This window comes from Marinobacterium lacunae, assembly GCF_000705555.1.
GTDB lineage: Bacteria > Pseudomonadota > Gammaproteobacteria > Pseudomonadales > Balneatricaceae > Marinobacterium_D > Marinobacterium_D lacunae.
This window is the reverse complement of sequence record NZ_JMQN01000039.1, coordinates 28,017-48,511: the sequence shown is the minus strand read 5'-3', so window position 1 is coordinate 48,511 and position 20,495 is coordinate 28,017. Positions and strand designations below refer to the sequence as shown.

The 20,495-nt window shown below is 59.5% G+C and carries 18 protein-coding genes; 6 read left to right on the top strand and 12 right to left on the bottom strand.

Going from position 1 to position 20,495, the window contains the following annotated elements:
• Positions 1 to 71: 71 nt before the first annotated feature.
• Positions 72 to 1,088: an asparaginase domain-containing protein gene (locus tag ADIMK_RS12585; RefSeq protein WP_036188662.1), complete on the bottom strand. Its 1,017-nt coding sequence runs from the start codon at positions 1,086 to 1,088 to the stop codon at positions 72 to 74.
• Positions 1,085 to 2,128, bottom strand: a complete 1,044-nt coding sequence (locus tag ADIMK_RS21390) for a CYTH domain-containing protein (protein ID WP_051692916.1) — start codon at positions 2,126 to 2,128, stop codon at positions 1,085 to 1,087. The genes ADIMK_RS12585 and ADIMK_RS21390 overlap by 4 nt, the downstream gene beginning before the upstream one ends.
• A 219-nt stretch (positions 2,129 to 2,347) precedes the next feature.
• Here ADIMK_RS21390 and ADIMK_RS12575 point away from each other — a divergent pair, with 219 nt between their 5' ends.
• From ADIMK_RS12575 to argA, 5 genes are all read left to right on the top strand, one after another.
• The gene (locus ADIMK_RS12575; RefSeq protein ID WP_036188659.1) at positions 2,348 to 3,025 is read left to right on the top strand and encodes a TIGR00153 family protein; all 678 of its coding nucleotides are present in this window, start codon (positions 2,348 to 2,350) and stop codon (positions 3,023 to 3,025) included.
• A gap of 21 nt (positions 3,026 to 3,046) precedes the next feature.
• Positions 3,047 to 4,312 (top strand): inorganic phosphate transporter, encoded by a 1,266-nt coding sequence (locus ADIMK_RS12570; protein ID WP_036188656.1) that lies wholly within the window; start codon positions 3,047 to 3,049, stop codon positions 4,310 to 4,312.
• A 169-nt stretch (positions 4,313 to 4,481) separates the two neighbouring features.
• A complete protein-coding gene (locus ADIMK_RS12565; protein WP_036188653.1) occupies positions 4,482 to 5,234 on the top strand; it encodes a hypothetical protein in 753 nt (250 codons plus the stop codon).
• Positions 5,235 to 5,414: 180 nt separating this feature from the next.
• Complete coding sequence (gene argE / locus ADIMK_RS12560; RefSeq protein ID WP_036188650.1) at positions 5,415 to 6,560, top strand: acetylornithine deacetylase; 1,146 nt, start codon at positions 5,415 to 5,417, stop codon at positions 6,558 to 6,560.
• A gap of 25 nt (positions 6,561 to 6,585) precedes the next feature.
• The gene (gene argA, locus ADIMK_RS12555; protein WP_036188648.1) at positions 6,586 to 7,926 is read left to right on the top strand and encodes an amino-acid N-acetyltransferase; all 1,341 of its coding nucleotides are present in this window, start codon (positions 6,586 to 6,588) and stop codon (positions 7,924 to 7,926) included.
• 13 nt (positions 7,927 to 7,939) lie between these two features.
• Here the strand turns inward: argA and ADIMK_RS12550 are convergent, their stop codons facing one another.
• The 5 genes from ADIMK_RS12550 to ald all read right to left on the bottom strand — a co-directional run bounded on the left by ADIMK_RS12550 (position 7,940) and on the right by ald (position 12,165).
• Positions 7,940 to 9,307 carry an ATP-binding protein gene (locus ADIMK_RS12550; RefSeq protein ID WP_036188645.1) on the bottom strand — a complete coding sequence of 456 codons (1,368 nt, stop codon included), beginning with the start codon at positions 9,305 to 9,307 and terminating at the stop codon, positions 7,940 to 7,942.
• Complete coding sequence (locus ADIMK_RS12545; protein WP_036188642.1) at positions 9,304 to 9,993, bottom strand: response regulator transcription factor; 690 nt, start codon at positions 9,991 to 9,993, stop codon at positions 9,304 to 9,306. Before ADIMK_RS12545 ends, ADIMK_RS12550 begins: the two co-directional genes overlap by 4 nt.
• A 21-nt stretch (positions 9,994 to 10,014) precedes the next feature.
• Positions 10,015 to 10,317, bottom strand: a complete 303-nt coding sequence (locus ADIMK_RS12540; RefSeq protein WP_036188639.1) for a PepSY domain-containing protein — start codon at positions 10,315 to 10,317, stop codon at positions 10,015 to 10,017.
• 4 nt (positions 10,318 to 10,321) lie between these two features.
• A complete protein-coding gene (locus ADIMK_RS12535; protein ID WP_036188637.1) occupies positions 10,322 to 10,933 on the bottom strand; it encodes a glycine zipper 2TM domain-containing protein in 612 nt (203 codons plus the stop codon).
• Positions 10,934 to 11,040: 107 nt separating this feature from the next.
• Positions 11,041 to 12,165, bottom strand: coding sequence for an alanine dehydrogenase (ald, locus tag ADIMK_RS12530; RefSeq protein ID WP_036188635.1), 1,125 nt, complete (start codon positions 12,163 to 12,165; stop codon positions 11,041 to 11,043).
• Between the two features lie 173 nt (positions 12,166 to 12,338).
• On the opposite strand from ald, the gene ilvD reads away from it, so the two are divergent.
• Entirely contained in the window at positions 12,339 to 14,171 is a 1,833-nt protein-coding gene (gene ilvD, locus ADIMK_RS12525; protein ID WP_036188630.1) for a dihydroxy-acid dehydratase, read from the top strand.
• 58 nt (positions 14,172 to 14,229) lie between these two features.
• Here ilvD and ADIMK_RS12520 read toward each other — a convergent pair whose 3' ends face one another.
• From ADIMK_RS12520 to ADIMK_RS12500, 5 genes are all read right to left on the bottom strand, one after another.
• On the bottom strand, positions 14,230 to 14,991 hold the full coding sequence (locus tag ADIMK_RS12520) for a sulfite exporter TauE/SafE family protein (protein ID WP_036188628.1): 762 nt from the start codon (positions 14,989 to 14,991) through the stop codon (positions 14,230 to 14,232).
• Positions 14,988 to 16,226 carry an EAL and HDOD domain-containing protein gene (locus tag ADIMK_RS12515; RefSeq protein WP_231517049.1) on the bottom strand — a complete coding sequence of 413 codons (1,239 nt, stop codon included), beginning with the start codon at positions 16,224 to 16,226 and terminating at the stop codon, positions 14,988 to 14,990. Before ADIMK_RS12515 ends, ADIMK_RS12520 begins: the two co-directional genes overlap by 4 nt.
• Positions 16,227 to 16,292: 66 nt before the next feature.
• Positions 16,293 to 18,659 carry a putative bifunctional diguanylate cyclase/phosphodiesterase gene (locus ADIMK_RS12510; protein ID WP_051692915.1) on the bottom strand — a complete coding sequence of 789 codons (2,367 nt, stop codon included), beginning with the start codon at positions 18,657 to 18,659 and terminating at the stop codon, positions 16,293 to 16,295.
• Positions 18,646 to 19,689 carry a polyamine ABC transporter substrate-binding protein gene (locus ADIMK_RS12505; protein WP_036188625.1) on the bottom strand — a complete coding sequence of 348 codons (1,044 nt, stop codon included), beginning with the start codon at positions 19,687 to 19,689 and terminating at the stop codon, positions 18,646 to 18,648. Before ADIMK_RS12505 ends, ADIMK_RS12510 begins: the two co-directional genes overlap by 14 nt.
• Positions 19,690 to 19,768: 79 nt before the next feature.
• A complete protein-coding gene (locus tag ADIMK_RS12500) occupies positions 19,769 to 20,401 on the bottom strand; it encodes a TetR family transcriptional regulator (RefSeq protein WP_036188623.1) in 633 nt (210 codons plus the stop codon).
• Between the last annotated feature and the right edge of the window lie 94 nt (positions 20,402 to 20,495).

The following is a 20,495-nucleotide window of genomic DNA, read 5'->3' as shown; positions in this document are numbered from 1 at the left end:
GTTCTTCAACAACCCGCAGCATGAGCGGACACAGCTGTTCCTCAGCCAGATCCTCAATCACTGACGCCGGATTACGGCGCCGATTGCTCTCCACACAACGCCCGCGACATCGCCGATGCGATCTGCGCGGGCGTTGCTTTCTGCGCAATCAGCCAATGCAGTTTGGCAAACGCCGCCTCCAGCGTCAGATCCGCACCTGGAATCACCCCGACGGAGGCCAACGCAGCACCGGTAGCATAGGTCGCCGGCGCGACCGCTCCCCGCACACACTGACTGATGTTGATAATACTCACACCCCGTTGCACACCCGCCTCAAGCGCCTCCATAAGTGAACGATCACTTACCGGAGCGTTACCGACGCCGTAACTTTGCAGCACAACACCCTTTAAACCCGGCTGACTCAGCACCGCCTGGACAAAGGTGTTTTGAATGCCGGGGAAAAGGCGAATAACCGCCACCGAGGACGCGTCGAAAACGGGGCTGGTAAAGGCAGGCGCTCCGGCCGGCAGAAGCAGGTCATGACGCAGACGGATACCAATACCCACCTCGCCCAAATGGGGGCAGTTGGGGGAGTCGAACGCCGCCATGGCGCTGGCATCAAGTTTGACGCAGCGGTTACCACGCAACAGCCGGCCATTGAACAGCACGCAGACCTCATTGATCTGTCCGCCACCGGCAAGCCCAAGCGCGGCCAGCAGATGACCCTCTGCATCATTACGGGCGCTACTGAGAGGAATCTGAGAACCCGTCAGCAGCACAGGCTTGTTCAGCCCCTGCAACATGAAGGAAAGCGCCGATGCGGTGTAGGCCAGCGTATCGGTCCCGTGCAGCACGACAAAACCGTCATAGTCCGCATAACGCTGCAAAATCGGTTCAGCAATCTGGCGCCAATGCGCGGGTTTCAGCTCCGCACTATCGATCAGTGGCTCGAGCTCGACCATGTCAAACTCGGGCAATCCGGCTAAGCGCTCGCCCAAGCGCGCTCTGAGCAGCTGTTCAAAGCCCGCGGCCGGCGCCAGCCCTCTGTCAGTGGGCACCATGCCAATGGTGCCACCGGTGTGGACAATCAGAACTCTAGCGTCGCTCATCCCGTCGCCTCATCATCGGCAATCTGCCAGAGCAGCTCCCCGGTGGCCAGGGCCAGCTGACCCGGCAGGGTCTTGTGCTGCAAACCTTGCATCAGTTTGAGCCCCGCATCCCGCTGCGCCTGCTGCCAGGCTTTCGGCATGCACTCGAGCAGACGCCAATCGTGGGCACGGGCCACATCCGCTCTCAGGCGCTGATACTGAGAGATCAGTACCTGACAGTGCTCGGCCACCTCCGGCAGCGACTCAAGGGCAACCAGCAGAAGATCCAGCGTCCGCGCCAGCGATGCAAGTGCCTGTTCATCACCCGCAATGACCGCCTCCAGCTGTACCGGCCAGGCTTTAAGACACGCCTCGACCAGCGCCACCAGACTCAACACGGCATCGCCATCGAAACGCGGCGTCACCTCCGGCAGGGGGGCGTCGATACCGGCCAGTTGATACCCACGCTGCGCCTTGCTGGCATCGCAGACCCGCACCGGCAACTGCCGCGCGATCTCCAGCGCCAGATGAAACAGGGCATCGGTCGGCCCCGCCTTGAGTTCAAGCTCCAGCTCACACAGCGGCATACGCTTGTCAGCCGCACGGATTTCGCCTCTATCAAGCGCCACTTCAACCTTCCAGGTGCCCGCGTCATCCTCTCCGCCGAGCCACCACAACTGGCGCTCGAAGTTGGTTTCAAAAGCCGGCGCCAGGGATGCCAGCAGGACCTCATCTCGCAACGACTCCGGCAGATGCTCAGTGAGCAGCGCCAGATCCAGACTGGGTTCGGGCCGCACCCACTCCCACTCGTTACGTACCGAGAGTCCAGCCTGACCGTTACCCGCACTTTTCAGGGTTTGGATATAACGGTCGCCGTCCTGACGGATTCGCAAGGCCACTCGGGCACGATGCAGATGCTGCTCGGGTGTATCGTAGTAGACGTTGCGTAGCGTCCGGTGCTGCGAGGGCGCACAGGCCAACTGCTCCAGCATGGGCAACGTCGCGACCTCTTCGCTGTATTCCGGCAGCAGTCCCAGCTTCAGTTCCGTTTCAGATCCCATCGATCTACCTCATCATGTGAATAACCACCATTCTAGGTGGGTGAAAACCAAGTCTCCAGCCTCGCACCTTTGCGCGACACAGCGTTCTCAGGAGTCAATAAGCTGATTTGTCGCGCGAATTACCTGCCATATGACAAATTCATTGCTATTTTTTTACAAAAATTACGGATTGATCCGTATACTTGCGCCACCTTCAAACCGGCTAACAGGTACACATCAATGGTTAACAGTCCCCTTTTCCAGATGTTCGCCCGTTCTCCCTTCATGCCGATGCAGGAGCATATCGCCAAGGCGCAGGCATGCGCCGCTGAACTGGTCCCGTTCTTCAATGCGGTGATCGCGGAGGATTGGGAAAAGGCATCAGAGTATCAGCAGCGTGTCGTCACGCTCGAACATGAAGCGGACGAGATCAAACGGAAAATTCGTCAGAACCTGCCGAGCAGCCTTTTTCTGCCGGTGCCGCGCTCCGATCTGTTGGAGTTGCTGCGCATGCAGGACAAGATCGCAAACAAGGCGAAGGATATCGCCGGACTCATTCTGGGCCGTCAGATGACCATCCCGAATGCGTTGCAGCAGGGCCTGATCGAGTTCCTCGACACCGCTCTGCAAACCACAGAACAGGCCAAAACCGCACTCAACGAGCTCGATGAGCTGGTGACATCCGGTTTCCGTGGCCATGAGATCGATCTGGTCGAGCGCCTGCTCACCGAGCTGGATCGCCTCGAGAACGAAACCGACGGCTGCGAACGCAAACTGCGCTCGACGCTGTTCACCATCGAACGCGACCTCTATCCGGTGGATGTGATGTTCCTGTACCAGATCATCACCTGGATAGGCGATCTCGCCAACCGTTCCCAGCAGGTAGGCAGCCGCCTGCAGCTGCTTCTGGCCCGCTAACCGGCAAGATTAAGGATTCTCATGGAAATCATTGCTCAGCACGGTGAGATTTTCATCATTCTCGCCTGCATATTCGGCTTTTTCATGGCTTGGGGTGTGGGCGCTAACGACGTCGCCAACGCCATGGGCACCTCCGTTGGCTCACGCGCGATCACGCTGAAACAGGCGATCGTCATCGCCATCCTGTTCGAGTTCGCCGGGGCCTATCTCGCCGGCGGCGCAGTAACCGAAACGATCCGTAAAGGCATCATCGAGCCTGGCATTCTATCGGCCAATCCAGAGCTGCTGGTCTACGGTATGCTGGCCTCACTGCTGGCCGCCGGTCTCTGGTTGTTGATTGCCACACACTATGGCTGGCCGGTATCGACCACCCACTCCATCGTCGGCGCCATCGTCGGTTTTGCTGCGGTGGGCGTATCGGTAGATGCCGTGCACTGGAACAAGGTCGGCACCATCGTCGCCAGTTGGGTGGTTTCGCCGGTGACCGCCGGTGTCATCGGCTATGCGCTGTTTCGCAGCGTTCAACAGCTGATTCTGGATACCGAAGACCCCTTCCGTAACGCCAAGCGCTACGTGCCGGCCTACATCTTTCTGGTCGGGTTCATCGTCGCCATGGTGACCTTCACCAAGGGCCTCAAGCATATCGGTCTACACCTGAGCTGGGGCCAGAGCGCGCTGATCTCGCTGGTGGTTGCGCTCGGTATTATGGCGGTCGGCATCCTGATGCTGCGCCGGATCAAGCAGGACCCAACCGCTGATCGCGACTATCACTTCAGCAGTGTCGAGAAGGTGTTCGGCATCCTGATGCTGTTCACCGCCTGCGCCATGGCATTTGCACACGGCTCCAACGACGTGGCCAATGCTGTCGGACCGCTGGCTGCGGTGGTCGGCGTCATTGCCGCCGACGGCGGCGTGGCCCAGAAATCGGCCATGCCCGCCTGGGTGCTGCTGCTTGGCGGCGGCGGTATCGTTGCAGGTTTGGTGATGTACGGCCACAAGGTGATTGCAACCGTCGGCACCAACATCACCGAACTGACACCCAGCCGTGGCTTTGCTGCAACACTGGCGGCGGCTTCCACCGTGGTGGTCGCATCCGGTACCGGCCTGCCGATATCCACCACCCACACGTTGGTGGGCGCCGTACTCGGTGTCGGTATCGCCCGCGGCATGGCGGCGCTCAACCTGCGCGTGGTCGGCACCATCTTCATCTCCTGGCTGGTCACCCTGCCGGCCGGTGCGCTGCTGGCGATCATGTTCTTCTTCATGCTCAAGGGTATCTTCTCCTGAGCCACCCCGGGGGAGCTCTCACCTCCCCCGTTTTCCTCCTGCGTACCCCTCGCCACCCGGCTATTAGGCAACACCGTATTGGCCACCGGTAATTCCTTGTGTAGACTGCTTTTTACCCGGCACACAGTGCCAATGCTATGGAAGCCAACCGTCTAAATAAGGGTTCAAAATGCGAAAAATACTGTTGGGCGCTATCTGCGCTTTGACGCTTCTGCTGCCACAGGTTGGCTGGACACAATCGGCCGGAACGAACAGCCTGCCTCCGGCATTGCGAGCGGCAGTGCAGAGCGGAAACCCCAATGCAATCACTCAAGCGATAAGGGCGTTATCCGGCGGCAATCCGCAAGTTGCCGCTACGCTGGCGATGAACGTCGCGACAACCGCTGAGCAGTTGGTGGCAGTAAACCCCCAAGCGGCCGTTAGCGCGGTCGAGGCAGCGGTGGCCGCGATAAACCCAACCGAGACTCCAGCGCAGGCATTGTCGGTCGCATCAATCGCCTCACGGGTTATCGTGAACCCGGCGGTTCAGCGGGTAGCTCCCCAAAGTGTCGGCGCTCTTGCTGTCACCCTGAGCCAGCTGGCATCGACCCCCAGTGTTTATCAAGCCAATCCAAGTGCAGCCGTCACTATCATGGCCAACGCCTACGCTGCGGTTACCGCTCCGACGGTTACCGAAGCCTCACCTGGAGCTGAACAACAGGTGGTCTCTGCCCTGTCTGCTGCCTCAAACGACCCCACGCTCGCGCAGGCAAACCCCACCACTGCCGCACAGATTAATGCAATCCTCGCGAACGCCAACCAAGTGCAGCCGAGCGATACTGATACCACTCAGCAAACAACCACCTTCGAAACAATCAGCACGCTTGGTGACACAGGTGGAGGCAGCAACAATCCTCCCATCTTCTCCGCGAGCCCAAACTGAATCAAGCCATTCGCACATACCGTTGTCACAGGGGACGAGCTCAGCTCGTCCCCTGTGCCTTTAGGGCCCTCTGGCGGCCCAGCCTCTCCCGCTGAATTGTTCCATCGCGCATAAGGATCCATACTGGAACCTGCCGGTTATCCGCGGCACACTACTCTCTCTAACAGCGGAGACCACGCCATGCCCCTTCCCGATACGATGACGATGCTGCGCGCGCTGATCGCCGCACCCTCTATCAGCTCGACCACGCCGGACTGGGATCAGAGCAATCTGGCTGTGATTGAACATCTGCACACCTGGCTCGAGGCCTTGGGGTTCAACTGTGAAGTGATGCCGGTACCCGGTGAGCCGACCAAGGCCAACCTCATTGCCACACTCGGCACCGGCCCCGGCGGGCTGGTACTGTCGGGACACACCGATACCGTACCCTGCGACCCTGAGCTCTGGCGCTCCGACCCGTTCAAGGTGGTCGAGCGCGATCAGCGTTTGTATGGCCTCGGCACCTGCGATATGAAGGGCTTTCTCGCTCTGGCCATAGAAGCGGCCAAGTCATTTGCCGATCAACCGCTGAAAAGCCCGCTGATCATTCTGGCCACCGCCGACGAGGAAAGCTCCATGTCCGGTGCCCGTGCACTGGTCGATGCCGGACGCCCCAAGGCGCGGGCTGCCGTGATCGGAGAACCCTCTAGCCTCAGACCCGTGCGAATGCACAAGGGGATGATGATGGAAGCGGTGCGGATTGAAGGGCGCTCAGGCCACTCCTCCGACCCGTCACTGGGCGCTAACGCGCTGGATGCCATGCAACAGGTGCTCAACGAGCTGTCCGCTTTCCGGGGTGAGTTGCAGGCGCGTCATCGCAATGCGGATTTCAAGGTCGATATGCCGACGCTAAACTTCGGCTGCATCCACGGTGGCGATAACCCGAACCGGATCTGCGGTCGTTGTGAACTTGAATTCGACCTGCGACCGCTGCCCGGCATGTCGCTCGAGGGTCTGCGTAATGCGATCAGTGAGCGCCTGCTGCCCTTTGGCGAACGCTTCGGGGTAAAGCTGGAGGCCCGACCGCTGTTCCCGGGCATTCCGCCGTTCGAGACACCGGCCAACAGCGAACTGGTCGCCCTGGCCGAAAAGCTGACCGGACACACGGCGCAGGCGGTTGCCTACGGCACCGAAGCGCCTTTCCTGCAGCAGCTGGGGATGGACACAATCATCATGGGCCCGGGCTCAATCGATCAGGCACACCAGCCCGATGAATATCTGGCACTGGATCAGATCCAGCCCACCATCGATATTCTCAAACAGATGATCTCCCGTTATTGCCTCTAAACAGGACCTCTTACAGGTAAACCGTGTGAACGATACGACCCAAGACTTTGTTAACTGGTTTCGCCACTCCTCGCCCTACATCCATGCGCACCGCGGCAAGACCTTCGTGGTGATGCTCGGTGGCGAGGCGATCAACGACACTCACCTTGCCAGCATCGTGCATGATATTGCGCTGCTGAACAGTCTGGATGTGCGACTGGTGTTGGTGCATGGCGCCCGTCCGCAGATCGATGAACGCACACGTGAGGCCGGGCTGGAAACGCGCCTGCACCACGACCAGCGCGTTACCGACAGCGAGACGCTGCGCTGCGTGATAGAGGCCGTGGGACGGGTTCGTACCGAAATCGAAGCCCAGCTATCCATGGGGCTGGCCAATACGCCGATGCACGGCGCACGCATCCGCGTCTGCTCCGGCAACTTTATCACCGCACGTCCACTCGGCGTCCTCGACGGTGTCGACATGGGCCATACCGGGGAGTTACGCCGGGTCGATCATCAGGCGATCAAGCAGCAGCTCGACATGGACAACATCGTGCTGATCTCCAACCTCGGCTACTCGCCGACCGGTGAGATCTTCAACCTGTCGGTTGAGGAGGTGGCCACCGGTGCCGCCGTGGCGCTCAACGCGGACAAGCTGATTCTGTTCGGACAACAGGAAGGCATCTACGACTCCAGTGGCGAGTTGCGCAGTGAACTGCTGGCCGAAACGGCACGTCGACTGGTGCACCACTATTCCACCCGCGTATCCGCCGAACCGGAAAAGCCCTGGAGCGAAATGGCCTGTCTGCTGCAAGCGGCCGCCGATGCCTGCGACAAGGGCATACCGCGCTGTCATCTGGTCAGCCACGCGCAGGATGGAGCACTGCTGATCGAGCTGTTCACCCGTGACGGCACCGGCACGATGATCAGCAAGGAGTCCTACGAGCAGGTTCGCGCCGCCGATATCGAAGATGTGGGCGGCATACTCGAATTGATCGCGCCGCTGGAAGAGAGAGGTGTACTGGTTCGCCGCTCCCGTGAGCTGCTCGAATCCGAGATCGAGCGTTTCAGCATTGTCGTGCGCGACGGTGCGATTATCGGCTGTGCGGCGCTCTACCCCTTTGCCGACGAGGCGATCGGGGAGCTGGCCTGTGTCGTGATCAGCGGCGACTACCGAGGTGGCAACCGCGGTGATCTGTTACTGGAGCATATCGAGGATATGGCCAAGGAGCAGGGCCTCAAGCAGCTGTTCGTGCTGACCACCCGCACCGCGCACTGGTTTCTGGAGCGCGGCTTCAAACCCGCGCCCCTCGAGGCACTGCCCAGCCGCAAAAAGGAGCTGTATAACTTCCAGCGTAACTCCAAGGTGTTTATTAAGACGCTCTGAACCCGTCGGCCGACTACAGCGTCGGCAGCTGGATCAAAAAGGCAGCGCCCGACAGATCGGCGCTGTCCCGGATCTCCAGCGCGCCGTCGTAGCTGCTGAGTATATCGACGGCAACCGAAAGCCCGATCCCCTGCCCCGGCGCGGACGAGTCCAGCCGGGCGCCGCGCTCCAGAATGGTTTGCCGTCGATCGGCGCTCACCCCCGGCCCATCGTCGGCCACCTCCAGCACCAGCAACGCACCATCCTGACGCCCTCGCACCAGTACCTGTGACTCACCGTATTTGAACGCGTTCTCCAGAATGTTGCCGAGCAGCTCCATCAGGTCATGCTCGTCACCGGCAAAGCTGATGCCCGCTTCAAGATCGGTGCGCACAACCATATGCTTGTCGGCATATACCTTGGAAAGTGCCGACAGTATGCGGGTGATAACCGGCTCCACCGCCACCGGTTGCGCCAGTGGCGCACCCGGGGATTTCACCGCACGCGAGAGCTGGTACTGAACGATCTGCGTCATTCGCGAGGTCTGCTCATCAACCAGTTGGCGGTAGCGCTCGCTGTCGATCATCTCATCAGCGGCCCCCTTCATGACCGCCAGCGGCGTTTTCAGGCTATGGGCCAGATCACCGAGCGTATTGCGATAGCGCTCCCGCTGGCGGCGCTCACTCTCGATCAGTCGGTTCAGATTGTCGGTGACCGCCTGCACTTCGAGCGGATAGGTGCCCTTGAGCTTGTCAGACTGCCCCTGCTCGATCTGACTCAGGTCCTCTGCAAGGTGATCGAGCGGCTTAAGACCCCAGCGCATGATCAGGAATTGCATCAGCAGCGCCAACAGATAAACACCGCCGAGCCAGCCCCAAAGCTGGGTGGCAAACGCCTGCATCTCGTGATTGACGCTATCGTCAGAGTGCATCACCGAGACCAGAAAACGCTGCTCGCCATTCTCGCCCTCCCACACCACGGGATACTGGAACAGGAACAGGCCATCCGCGGCCAGATGCCGGAACAGAGTCTGGCCCGGTTCAAGATTGCTGCTTGGCAGATCTGCCATCAGCTCCTCTGACAGCAGCTCCGAGGAGGGTGAGCGCCAGAGCAGCTCACCGGCTCTGGAGTGAACCGTCGCGTAAAGACCGGACTGCACCTGGCTGAAACGCGGCTCCTGTACCGAATCCGGCAGCCAGATACGGCCATTGCGCAGCTCTGCCTCACCGAGCAGGAGGTAGACATGCAGCCGGGCCTGACTGGCCTCGGATGCACGCAGACTGTTATGAAAAGCGCGCTGCAGGGCTGCAGCGGCAAAGACAATCACCACCGGCAACAGCACCACCGACGCCCAGAACAGGCGCGCCTTGAGTGAGCGGGGTATCAGCGATGCCAGAATCATCCAGCGTTATCGGTGGCTTTCAAAACAAACCGGTAACCCAACCCACGCACGGTTTCGATCGGTTGCAGACTCTGCTCGGGGTCCAGTTTTTGACGCAAACGGCGGATGAACACCTCGAGCACATTGGAGTCGCGATCATAGTCCTGGTGGTACAGGTGCTCCGTCAATTCGGTCTTGGATACGGTCTTGCCGGCATTGAGCACCAGATACTCGAATGTACGGTACTCATAGCTGGTCAGCTTGACCGGCTCGCCGTCCAGATACACCACCCGGGCAGCGGTATCGAGCGAGAGCGGGCCGAAATCGAACTGCGGCCGGGCATGACCGGCGGCACGCCGCAACAGCGCATTGAGCCGGGCCACCAGCTCTTCGATGTGGAAGGGTTTGACCAGATAGTCATCGGCACCGGCTTCCAGCCCTTCAACCTTGTCCTGCCAGTCACCACGTGCGGTCAGGATCAGGATCGGGAAGTTACGCTCTTGCGAGCGCCACTGGCGGATCACCTCGATACCCGACACCTTGGGCAGGCCCAGATCGACAATCGCCAGATCATAGGGGTATTCACGCCCGAGATAGAGTGCATCCTCGCCATCGCTGGCCTCTTCCACGGTGTAACCGCGCTCGCTAAGGCCGGTACTGAGCTGACGGCGCAGATCCGGATCGTCTTCAACTATCAGTAGCTTCATGCTGTCACCTCCTGTTCAGGATCAGGGGTTGAGTATCCTGCCTGTTTGGGCATCGACCAGAACATCACGCACCCGACCATTGTTGACCAGCCGGATCTGGAACAGATGCTGGCCCTTGCGTGTGACCTCGTCCGCCTTGACGACCTCGCCTCCAAACGCCTGACGGGCGATCTCAACCGCCTGTTTGAGCGTGATGGCACTCTGCGCCAGAAGGACGCCGGCCGGCGCCCACTGCGCCTGCGCCGGCAGACTGAGGAGAGAGGGGATCACCGCCACCAGAGCAACACTTAGCCAACGCACGACAACCCGCCTCACACGCAACATAAACTCAACCTCTTCTATCGTAATAGTGATCAATTTCGATATAGCGGCCCGGGTGTTCTCGGGTACGCGTGGTATAGACCTGGCCGCGATAGATATAACGCACCCGATAGGCGACAGGTTGTTGATGATACTTTAGTTTATGCCGGCTGACACACTCTTTGCCGCGATGGGAAATGCGGCCCTGACTGACGATGATATCGGCCCCGGCAGAGCCGATCAGCGCACCGGCAACCGTGCCGACCAGGGCGTTGTCATGCTCGCGCCCGATCATGTTTCCAACCACACCGCCGGCCAGCGCGCCGACGATTCGCGCCTCGTCGCGGTCGCCGCAGTCGCCGCGGTCACGTCGATCGTCTCGATCACTGTACCGACGGTCATCCCGGCAGTACCGGTCATGCTTTGAATACCGATCGTGCTTGGGCCAGATCGGTTTGACATCAAGCACCCGTGCCAGACGCTCTCGCCGGTCATGCGCCGGATAGCGATCGTGATGCTTGTAGTGGCTCAGCTCAATACCTTGCTGCGGCCGGCGATCGAAAGGGCTGGCCTCTGCGACCAGGCTCGATCCCAGTGCCGACAACAGGGTTAATCCCGCAATAAGCACTTTTGAATTCATGACTGCCTCCCGGGGGTACCCCCTGTGGTGAACGGCCAGCGCTGATCTGCCAGCCTGTTAACGCCACTTTAGTCAGAGACAGATGAATCCAGCATGAACTTTTCGCGCTATTGATCAGATGCAAGCAGATGGTCGAGATCCCCCAGTTCCAGGCCGAACGCATCCGCGACACCGGCGCAATAAAGCGACCCGTCATGCACGTTCAATCCCGGTGCCAATCCCGGCACAGTGCGCAGCGCCTGCCGCCAGCCTTGCCCTGCCAGCGCCTCCACATAGGGCAACGTGGCATTGGTCAGCGCCAGCGTCGAGGTACGTGCAACCGCGCCCGGCATATTGGCAACGCAGTAGTGCACAATACCGTCGACCTCAAAAATCGGGTCAGCATGCGTCGTCGGATGACTGGTTTCAAAACAGCCACCCTGATCGATGGCCACGTCGACCAATGCCGCACCGCGTGGCATCAACGCCAGCATATCCCGCGTCACCAGCTTGGGTGCCCGTGCGCCCGGCACCAGCACCGCACCAATAACCAGATCGGCTTGAGCCACCTGCTGGCGAATATTCTCGCCGGTGGAGTAGAGCGTACCGACACGGCCGCCGAACAGATCGTCCAGCTCTCGCAGGCGGGGAAGCGACTTATCGAGAATGGTAACCTGAGCGCCCATGCCCTGAGCCACGCGCGCCGCCTGACTGCCCACGACGCCACCGCCGATCACCACCACACGTCCGGGTGACACACCCGGTACACCAGAGAGCAGCACGCCGCGCCCGCCCTGCTCCTTCTCCAGACAATGGGCACCCGCTTGTACCGCCATCCGTCCGGCCACCTCGCTCATTGGTGCCAGCAACGGCAAGCCACCCTGACGATCCTCCACCGTCTCGTACGCAACGGCCGTACAGCCGCTGGCGAGCAGCGCATCGGTCTGCGGCCGGTCGGCCGCCAGATGCAGATAGGTGAACAGCAGTTGGCCCCGGCTCAACCAGTCACACTCATTCAACTGCGGCTCTTTTACCTTGACGATCATCTCGGCATCGCGAAACACCGCTTCTGCATCGTTCACGATCCGAGCCCCGGCCTCGCGGTAAGCCTCATCCTCATAGCCGATTGCCGTACCTGCGTGTGCCTGCACCAGCAACTCGTGCCCCTGTGCCACCAGTTCATGGACACCCATAGGTGTCAGACCGACACGGTACTCATGTACTTTTATCTCCTTGGGAACGCCTATGCGCATACAGACCTCCTGCCCTTTTGAAACTCAGCTTTTTTGCTTTTCACACCGGCAGTCTAGACGTTATTTGCGCCCTTACCCGCGTCTGGCGCAGGCGAATACATGCGTGGGGCGATCTGCTATACTCTGGCCCTTTCCGAAACGACAGATCACCCCCAGTTACCGAGGGATCCGAGATGCCAGAGTATCGTTCCAAGACCTCAACAGCGGGCCGCAACATGGCGGGCGCACGCGCCCTGTGGCGTGCCACCGGCATGAAGGATGAAGACTTCCATAAGCCGATCATCGCCGTTGCCAACTCCTTTACCCAGTTCGTACCGGGCCACGTCCACCTCAAGGATATGGGGCAGCTGGTGGCACGCGAGATCGAAAAGGCCGGTGGTGTGGCGAAAGAGTTCAACACCATCGCCGTCGACGACGGTATCGCCATGGGCCATGACGGCATGCTCTACTCACTGCCGAGCCGCGACATCATCGCCGACTCCGTCGAGTACATGGTCAATGCCCACTGTGCCGACGCGCTGGTCTGCATCTCCAACTGCGACAAAATCACCCCGGGAATGCTGATGGCCGCCATGCGCCTGAACATCCCGGTCATTTTCGTCTCCGGCGGGCCGATGGAAGCAGGTAAAACCAAGCTGGCCGACCACAAGCTGGACCTGGTCGATGCCATGGTGCTGGCGGCCGACCCCACCGCATCGGACGAGCTGGTCGATGCCGTCGAGCGCTCCGCCTGCCCCACCTGCGGCTCCTGCTCCGGCATGTTCACCGCCAACTCGATGAACTGCCTGGCCGAGGCGCTGGGTCTGGCTCTGCCGGGCAACGGCACCGTGGTGGCCACCCACGCCGACCGCGAGCAGCTGTTCCTGCGCGCCGGACGCACCATCGTCGAGATGGCCAAGCGCTACTACGAAGGTAACGACGAGCGCGTACTGCCGCGCTCCGTGGGGCTGAAGGCGTTCGAGAACGCGATCACGCTGGATATCGCCATGGGCGGTTCCACCAACACCATTCTGCACCTGCTGGCGATCGCCCAGGAAGCGGAGATCGACTTCACCATGAAGGATATCGACCGCCTCTCCCGCAGCGTGCCGCAGCTGTGCAAAGTGGCGCCAAACACGCAAAAATACCATATCGAGGATGTGCATCGTGCCGGCGGCATCATGGGTATCCTTGGTGAGCTGGACCGTGCCGGCAAACTGCACACCGATGTGCCGACCGTACACAGCGAGACCATGAAGGACGCGCTGGATCAGTGGGACATCATGCGTAACCCGAGCCCCGAAGTGGTCGAGTTCTACCGTGCCGGACCCGCCGGCATCCCGACCCAGGTTGCATTCAGTCAGGCCACCCGCTGGCCGACGCTGGACGGCGACCGCGCCAACGGCTGTATCCGCTCCATCGAGCATGCCTTCTCTCTGGAAGGCGGTCTGGCGGTACTGCACGGCAATATCGCCCTGGATGGCTGCGTGGTTAAAACCGCCGGTGTCGACGACTCGATTCTGGTGTTCGAGGGCAGCGCCAACGTCATGGAATCCCAGGACGAAGCGGTGCAGAAGATTTTGAACGACGAAGTGAAGGCCGGCGATGTCGTGATCATCCGCTACGAAGGCCCGAAAGGCGGCCCGGGTATGCAGGAGATGCTCTACCCGACCTCCTATCTGAAGTCCAAGGGCCTGGGCAAAGATTGCGCCCTGCTCACCGACGGTCGTTTCTCCGGCGGCACATCGGGTCTTTCGATCGGGCACGCCTCTCCGGAAGCGGCCGCGGGCGGTGCTATCGGTCTGGTCCGTAATGGCGATCGCATCCGCATCGACATCCCCAACCGCACCATCGACGTGCTGCTGTCGGATGACGAACTTGCCGCTCGCCGCGTCGAGCAGGACAAACTGGGCTGGAAACCGGCCAAGGAGCGTCCGCGTAAGGTGTCAGCCGCTCTGAAAGCCTACGCCAAGCTGGCTACCAGCGCAGACAAAGGCGCAGTACGCGACCTGTCACAGCTCGACTGATTGGCAGATCATTAAAAAGGCGACCCTCGGGTCGCCTTTTTTGTCGCTACAGCTTTACTCAGGCGGCACTCAACGCCGTCATCGCCAGCCCGAGCATGCGCAGCGCCAATAGCGTAACCAATGACTTGAAGATCAGACTAAAGCGCTCTGCGGGTATCTTTTTCAACAGGTGCAGGCCGATCCAGGTACCCAGTGCACCGCTGGCGATCATGGCCAGTGACAGTCCCAGCCAGTCGATAAAACTGAAGCCGATAAATGAGAATACCGCCGCTTTCAGCAGATGCTGTACCGACAAGCAGGTAGCAAAGGTGCCGACAGTGCGAAAACGGTCAAAGCTGTTGCGATGAATATAGGCACCAACCAGAGGCCCCGTGGCGCCCACAAACACCGTCAACACCGTGGTCAGCCCGCCCATCAGCATCAGGCTCCAGCGTGTGAGTTCGCGTTTGCTGGGCTTCGGCCCCCACACCAGCCACAATATAAACAGACCGATACAGAGCTGGATGGTCGCCAACGGCAATTGAACCACCACCATCGATGCCAGCAATGCCCCCGGAATTGCACCAGCGGCAAACAATCCCACCATCCGCCAGTCGATATGTCGGCGCATCATGACCGCACGGTTGGCATTGGAGCCCAGCTGCACCAGACCGTGCACCGGAATCAGCGCCGTCAGTGGCACGATCTGGCCCATCACCGCCAGCAACAGTAACCCACCACCGATCCCCATCGCGGCCGTCAACATCGAAGTGAAGCCTGCGGTCAATATGAGTACGGCCGCGTCCGCCACCGCCAAGTCCGGCGGCAACAGTCCGATCATGCCGCGCTCTGCAGCGCCTGCATCACCTGAGTGGCCCAGCTCAGGCTGTGGCGATAGGCCACCTCATAGGTGTGTTTATCGAGCATCTTGCGCAGGTGTTCGAACTCACCGCGCTCGTAATGCTCGACCTCCTGAAGCACTTCACCGTAGGAACCGGCACGACTGATCAACGCGGCCTTTATCTCCTGATGCAGAGGCACCTGGCTCATAAGCTCAGCCATATCCATATCCATCATCACATCCAGCTGGGACAGAAGGCCTACGATGAAGTGGTTAATCGGCTCCTCACGCCCGCTCATCTCGGCGATCAGCTCGCACATGCGGCCACGCTGCAGCATGTTGCGGGTCAGGTCATCCGGCTTATCGCCATTGCTGTTGGCCAAGAACAACATTACCCAGCGACGCACCTGCTCCATGCCCAACATGGCGATCGCGTGGGACAGGGAGGTGATTTCGCGGCGCAGGTTAAAGGCCGCCGAGTTGACTACCTTGAGAATCTTGAAGGTCAACGCCGGGTCGTTGAGGGCGATCTCCTCGACCGACTGTGCCGTGGCACTTGGACGCTGCAATTCGGTCAGCAGCTGGATCAGCAGCACCTTATTGCCGGTGATCTTCTTGCCCTTTACCGGTTCAGGCTTGCTGAGGAAATAGCCCATATAGAGCTCGAAGCCCATCTCGAGGCACTGGCGAAACTCGTCTTTGGTTTCGACCTTGTCGGCCAGCAGTTCCAGTTGGAAGGGCCGCAGCTTCTGCACCAGCTTCTGCACGTTACTAAGGCCGAGCTTCTGGATATCGAGCTTGAGTACATGAACCACATTAAGCAGCGGCCCAAAGCGGGGGTCTGTGGGATTGTAGTCAGCCAGCGCCAAACGGTAGCCGTCATTCGCCAGCCCCTTGACCCGCTCAATCAGCGCGGGTGAAATCTTGGAGTGGCCCAGAATTTCGATGACGAAGTTCTGCCGCGGCAGATCCGGCATCTCATTATCGAGCAGGAAAGTATCGGTCACCTTCAGGAAGCAGGGCAGGTTCTGTACCTCACCACCCTTACTGATACTGGAGTAGGTGCCCATCAAAACGCCGAGCGTAGCATCCTTGTCCTTGAGCCCATCGACGAACTTTCCATCCGGATCGCGGAAAAGCAGCTCGAAAGCCGAGACGTCGTGGCTCTTGGTATAGATCGGCTGACGCGCCATCAGAACATGAAGGTTCTCGTCTCCCATATCGACTGCACCCACGATTTACACCTCGCAACTCACTGTTATTCGATTCCTGTTTTCACGCTAGTATACCCGTGGATTGCTTTATGTCTGCACCGATCGCGGCTCAATCACCTCCAGATCTGCGCTGATCTGCTCAGCCCTGCGTTCCTGAACCCAGGTTTCAAGTTGTTTCAGCCGCATCGGCTTGCCAAAAAGATAGCCTTGCAGGCAATCACAGCCAGCTGCAACGAGCAGCTGTGCCTGCTGTTCGGTTTCGACACCTTCTGCCGTAACGCGTAGCCCGCGCGCATGACAAAGGGAAATAATGGGTGCCAGCAGCCGCTGGTTGGCCGGCTCGATCAACCGTTCGATGAAGCTGCGATCCAGCTTCACCTTATCTACCGGGTACTCAACCATCTGCATCATGGAGGTATAACCGGTGCCGAAATCGTCGATGGCGATCTGCAACCCCAGCCCACGCAACCGGGCCAGCATCTGGTTCCGCTGTACCGAAGCCTCGACACCGAAAGTCTCGGTCATCTCCACTTCGATGCACTCAGCTTTTACACCTACACGCTCCAACTGATCCCGCATGTACTGATCGAAATCGGGCACGGTGAGTTCGGCCGAGGACAGGTTGATCGACAGCGTGATCGAGTCGCCCAACAGTGCTTTCAACTGCTGCAGGTCGTCAAGTGATCGCTGCACAACCCAACGATCGATCTGACCATACAATCCGGTTCGTTCGGCAATGGGAATAAAGCTGTCAGGTCCGACCCAGCCCAGCGTCGGTGACTCCCAGCGCAGCAGCGCCTCACAACCGTCGATTAGACCTTGTGCGTCGATAATCGGCATGTAGGTCAGATACAACTCCTGGTCGAAGTCGATCACCTTGAGCTGATGCTCGATCTCAAGCTCACGCCGTGCCTTGCGCGCCAGCTCTTGAGAGTAGAATGCCACCCGGTTTTTACCGGCGCTTTTGGCCTGATACATGGCCGTGTCGGCGTTGGATATCAGCTGAGTGATGTTGTGGCCATCCTCGGGGAAGCGCGCAATCCCGATACTCAGTGTCACCGGATAGCTGCCCATCTCGAACTGGTAGCCATCCTTCACCAGATTGAGCAGTCGCGTCGCCAAATGTTCCGGCTGTCCGGCATCAACATAACCAAACAGCAGTACCGCGAACTCGTCACCAGCCAATCGTGCCAGTACCGCATGGCCGCAGCTCGGTGAACGGTTGCACTCGCTTTGCAGCAAGGCGCTGGCCCTGTGGGCGAAGGACTTAAGCAGGGCATCGCCAACACTGTGGCCATACTTATCGTTGACGAATTTGAAGTGGTCCAGATCGATATACAACAGGCCAACCTGAAGCTTTCGATCACCGGCAATCTTCAGCTCACGCACTGCCAGCTCGTAAAACCGATTCCGGTTGGGCAGTTCCGTCAACGAATCCTGCTCGGCGAGCTGGCGAGACCGACGATAGGCGTCATCCAGTTGACCGTACAGCTGCTGAAACTGTCGCGCCAGTCGGCCAATCTCATCGTTGCCGGAGTAGCTGATGCGGTTCTGCATGCCATGCATCACCTCGCTTAGTTGCCGCTCCAGGACCTGCACCGGACGGGTGATGAAACGACGAATCAACCACATCAACAACACCGAACACAGCGCACACAACATTAAGGCGCCGAGAGCCAGTGTGGTTTTCATGCTCCCGAGCTGCTCGGCAATAAAACTCGGATCCGGTACGACGCGCAGGTAGAGATTTGGCAGAAGCCTGACCTGACTGCTGAACGGCTCCATAGACTCGGTCATGGTTTGACTGTACTGGAGCGATCCACCGTAGATTCCACGCAGACGGCGGAGCTGGTCATCGAAGCTGGTCAGCTCCACCGCTACCTGAACCGCAACGCTGTGCTCGAGATGGTTTGGCAAGGGGGCAGCCAACGTACGCAGGTCCAGCAATCGGTTCTGGACCAGTAGTGACGCGCCTGATTCAAGCGTCAACACCTCGATAGACGATAGGGCCTTGGCGCTGAAACTGTGCTGCGCAAAAGCAAGCTCCTGTGATGACTGCTCTCTGAACGGGTTATCGGTGCTGGCGAAGAAGTATTCCGGTTTGCCCTCGGTGTCGATTAGCGAAAAGGCGATATAATCCGAGCGCGAGCGCGTCAGATTGCCAAAAGCTGCCTCCAATCGGCTGCCCAGTGCACGCTTCCTGTAACGGTCATCCGTTTCCTGCATAAAACGGTGCAGCTCTTCGGATTCGCTGACGGCGAACAGATAGCTGTCGGCAAAGGAGGCGTAGACAGAAAAGGTGGCGCCGAGCTCAGTCAGCTGGGTGTGCAGGCGAGCCTGTTCACGCCGCTCGATCGAGGAGCGCTCAACGAAATAGACGGCCAGCGCAACCAGCAGATACCCCACCAGCAGCACTGGAACGATCAGCAGGGCGGCTCGCCTACTGAGCGTCATGCAGTTTCCTTATCGCACCGGTGATGCGCTTGCGCAGCATAACGTTGTCATCACTTAGCACTTCGTAAATCTGACTCTTGGCCATCACCTCAGGCGGCGGATAGATGGTCAAATCAGCACGAAATTCGGGATCGATCAGTTCGAGCGCGGCGCTATTGGGTGTGGCCACCCACAGCGATTCGGCATTACGTGCCGCGATGTCGGGCCGGTTGAGGAAATCGATGAAGCGCATGGCCAGCGCTTCGTGTTCCGATCCACGGATAATCGCAAGACAATCCGCCCACAGGATGCTGCCCTCATCCGGGACGACATACTGCCAGTGTTCGCTACCGGAGATCTCATTGAGCACCCCCTGGTCACCGCTGTATACCAGCGCCATGTACAGCTCATTTGCCTCGGGACGGCTCTGCAGGTAGGTGATCGCGTAATCGTAGGTGAGTACCGCAGGCTCCTGCTGTTTGAGATCCTCGAACGCGGTTTGCAGTACCTCCCGCGATGCACTGTTGATCGATTGATCGCGCATCAACAGAGCCGGGGCCAGCATGTCGGTACCATCATCCATCATGCCGATATGACCGTTCATCTCAGGCGCCGGTCGCACCAGTGCCGACCAGCTGGTCGGGGGTAGCGACACCTTGTCGCTACGGTAGGCGATTCCGAGCGTGCCCCACATATAGGGGATGCTGTGCTCGCCGCACTGTTGCTGAAAACGGGGATCGATATGGTTCAGATTGGGGGCTTGTTCGACGGAGGGCGCGAAGGACACACCCCGCTCGCCGAAAAGACGGGACGCGACCTCATCGAGCACCACAAGGTCAATGTTGTGACGACTGGCGTCGACCATCATGCGGTCGCGACGTTCGTCATTGTCGAAGTACACCTGCTCGACACTGACCCCGGTCTCGGACTCCCATTGTTCGATGACGTCGGGGGCGAGATAAGCCTCCCAGTTCAACAGCGTCAGCTTCTCTGCCGACGCCAGGGGTGACAGCAGCGCCAGCAACACTGCGGTACCGTATCGATACAGCATCGGCGGAACTCCACTCGGGTATTTTTAGGTATCAAACATACCCTAAAACCCCAGAAATTCCACGTCATTTAACGCATCCCTAACCGCTGGTGCGCTTGCGTGCTCCGTGCTGTAGCACCGCGATAATCGACTCGACAAACTGACCGGCCCTTTCACTCAATGAGAAACACTCAGGACTTCTGAGCCAGCTGACGATTAGGCCATCCACCATCACCTTGATCAGAAGTGACGCGGCCTCCGGATCCAGATCGCTCGGTAGTTGCCCCTTCTTGATCGCGTTTTCCAGTGCGCGTACACGTCGGGTATGCAGATCGTTCTCGAGCGCCCGCATGCGCTCAGGCATATCGTCGTTCGAGAGCACCGATGTCTCGCGCGTGTACAGGGTCACCAGACGACGGATGTTTTGATCCTGCTCAGCCCCGACCAATACCAGCCGAAGCAGCTCAACAAATTTACCCAGCGGGTCGACTTGATCATCCGACGCACTGGCCGCCCCCAGCACCGTTAGCGGGCTTGAGTAATGCTCCCACAGCCCATCGAAGAGATCCCACTTATTCTTGAAGTGCCAGTAGATCGCCCCTCGGGTCACACCAGCGCTAAGGGCAATATCCGCCAGACTGGTCGCCGCTATCCCTTTTTCCGAGAACAGCTCCAGGGCGCTACTCATGATGCAGAGGCGGGTCGCTTCCGCTTCCTCTTTGGTTCTACGCAATTGTTGACTCTTTTGTTAAGTTTTTCACTGGTATCAGTTTACATACAAACGCGAATGTATGTAAACTGGCCGGTATATCAGAATCGTCACGGCT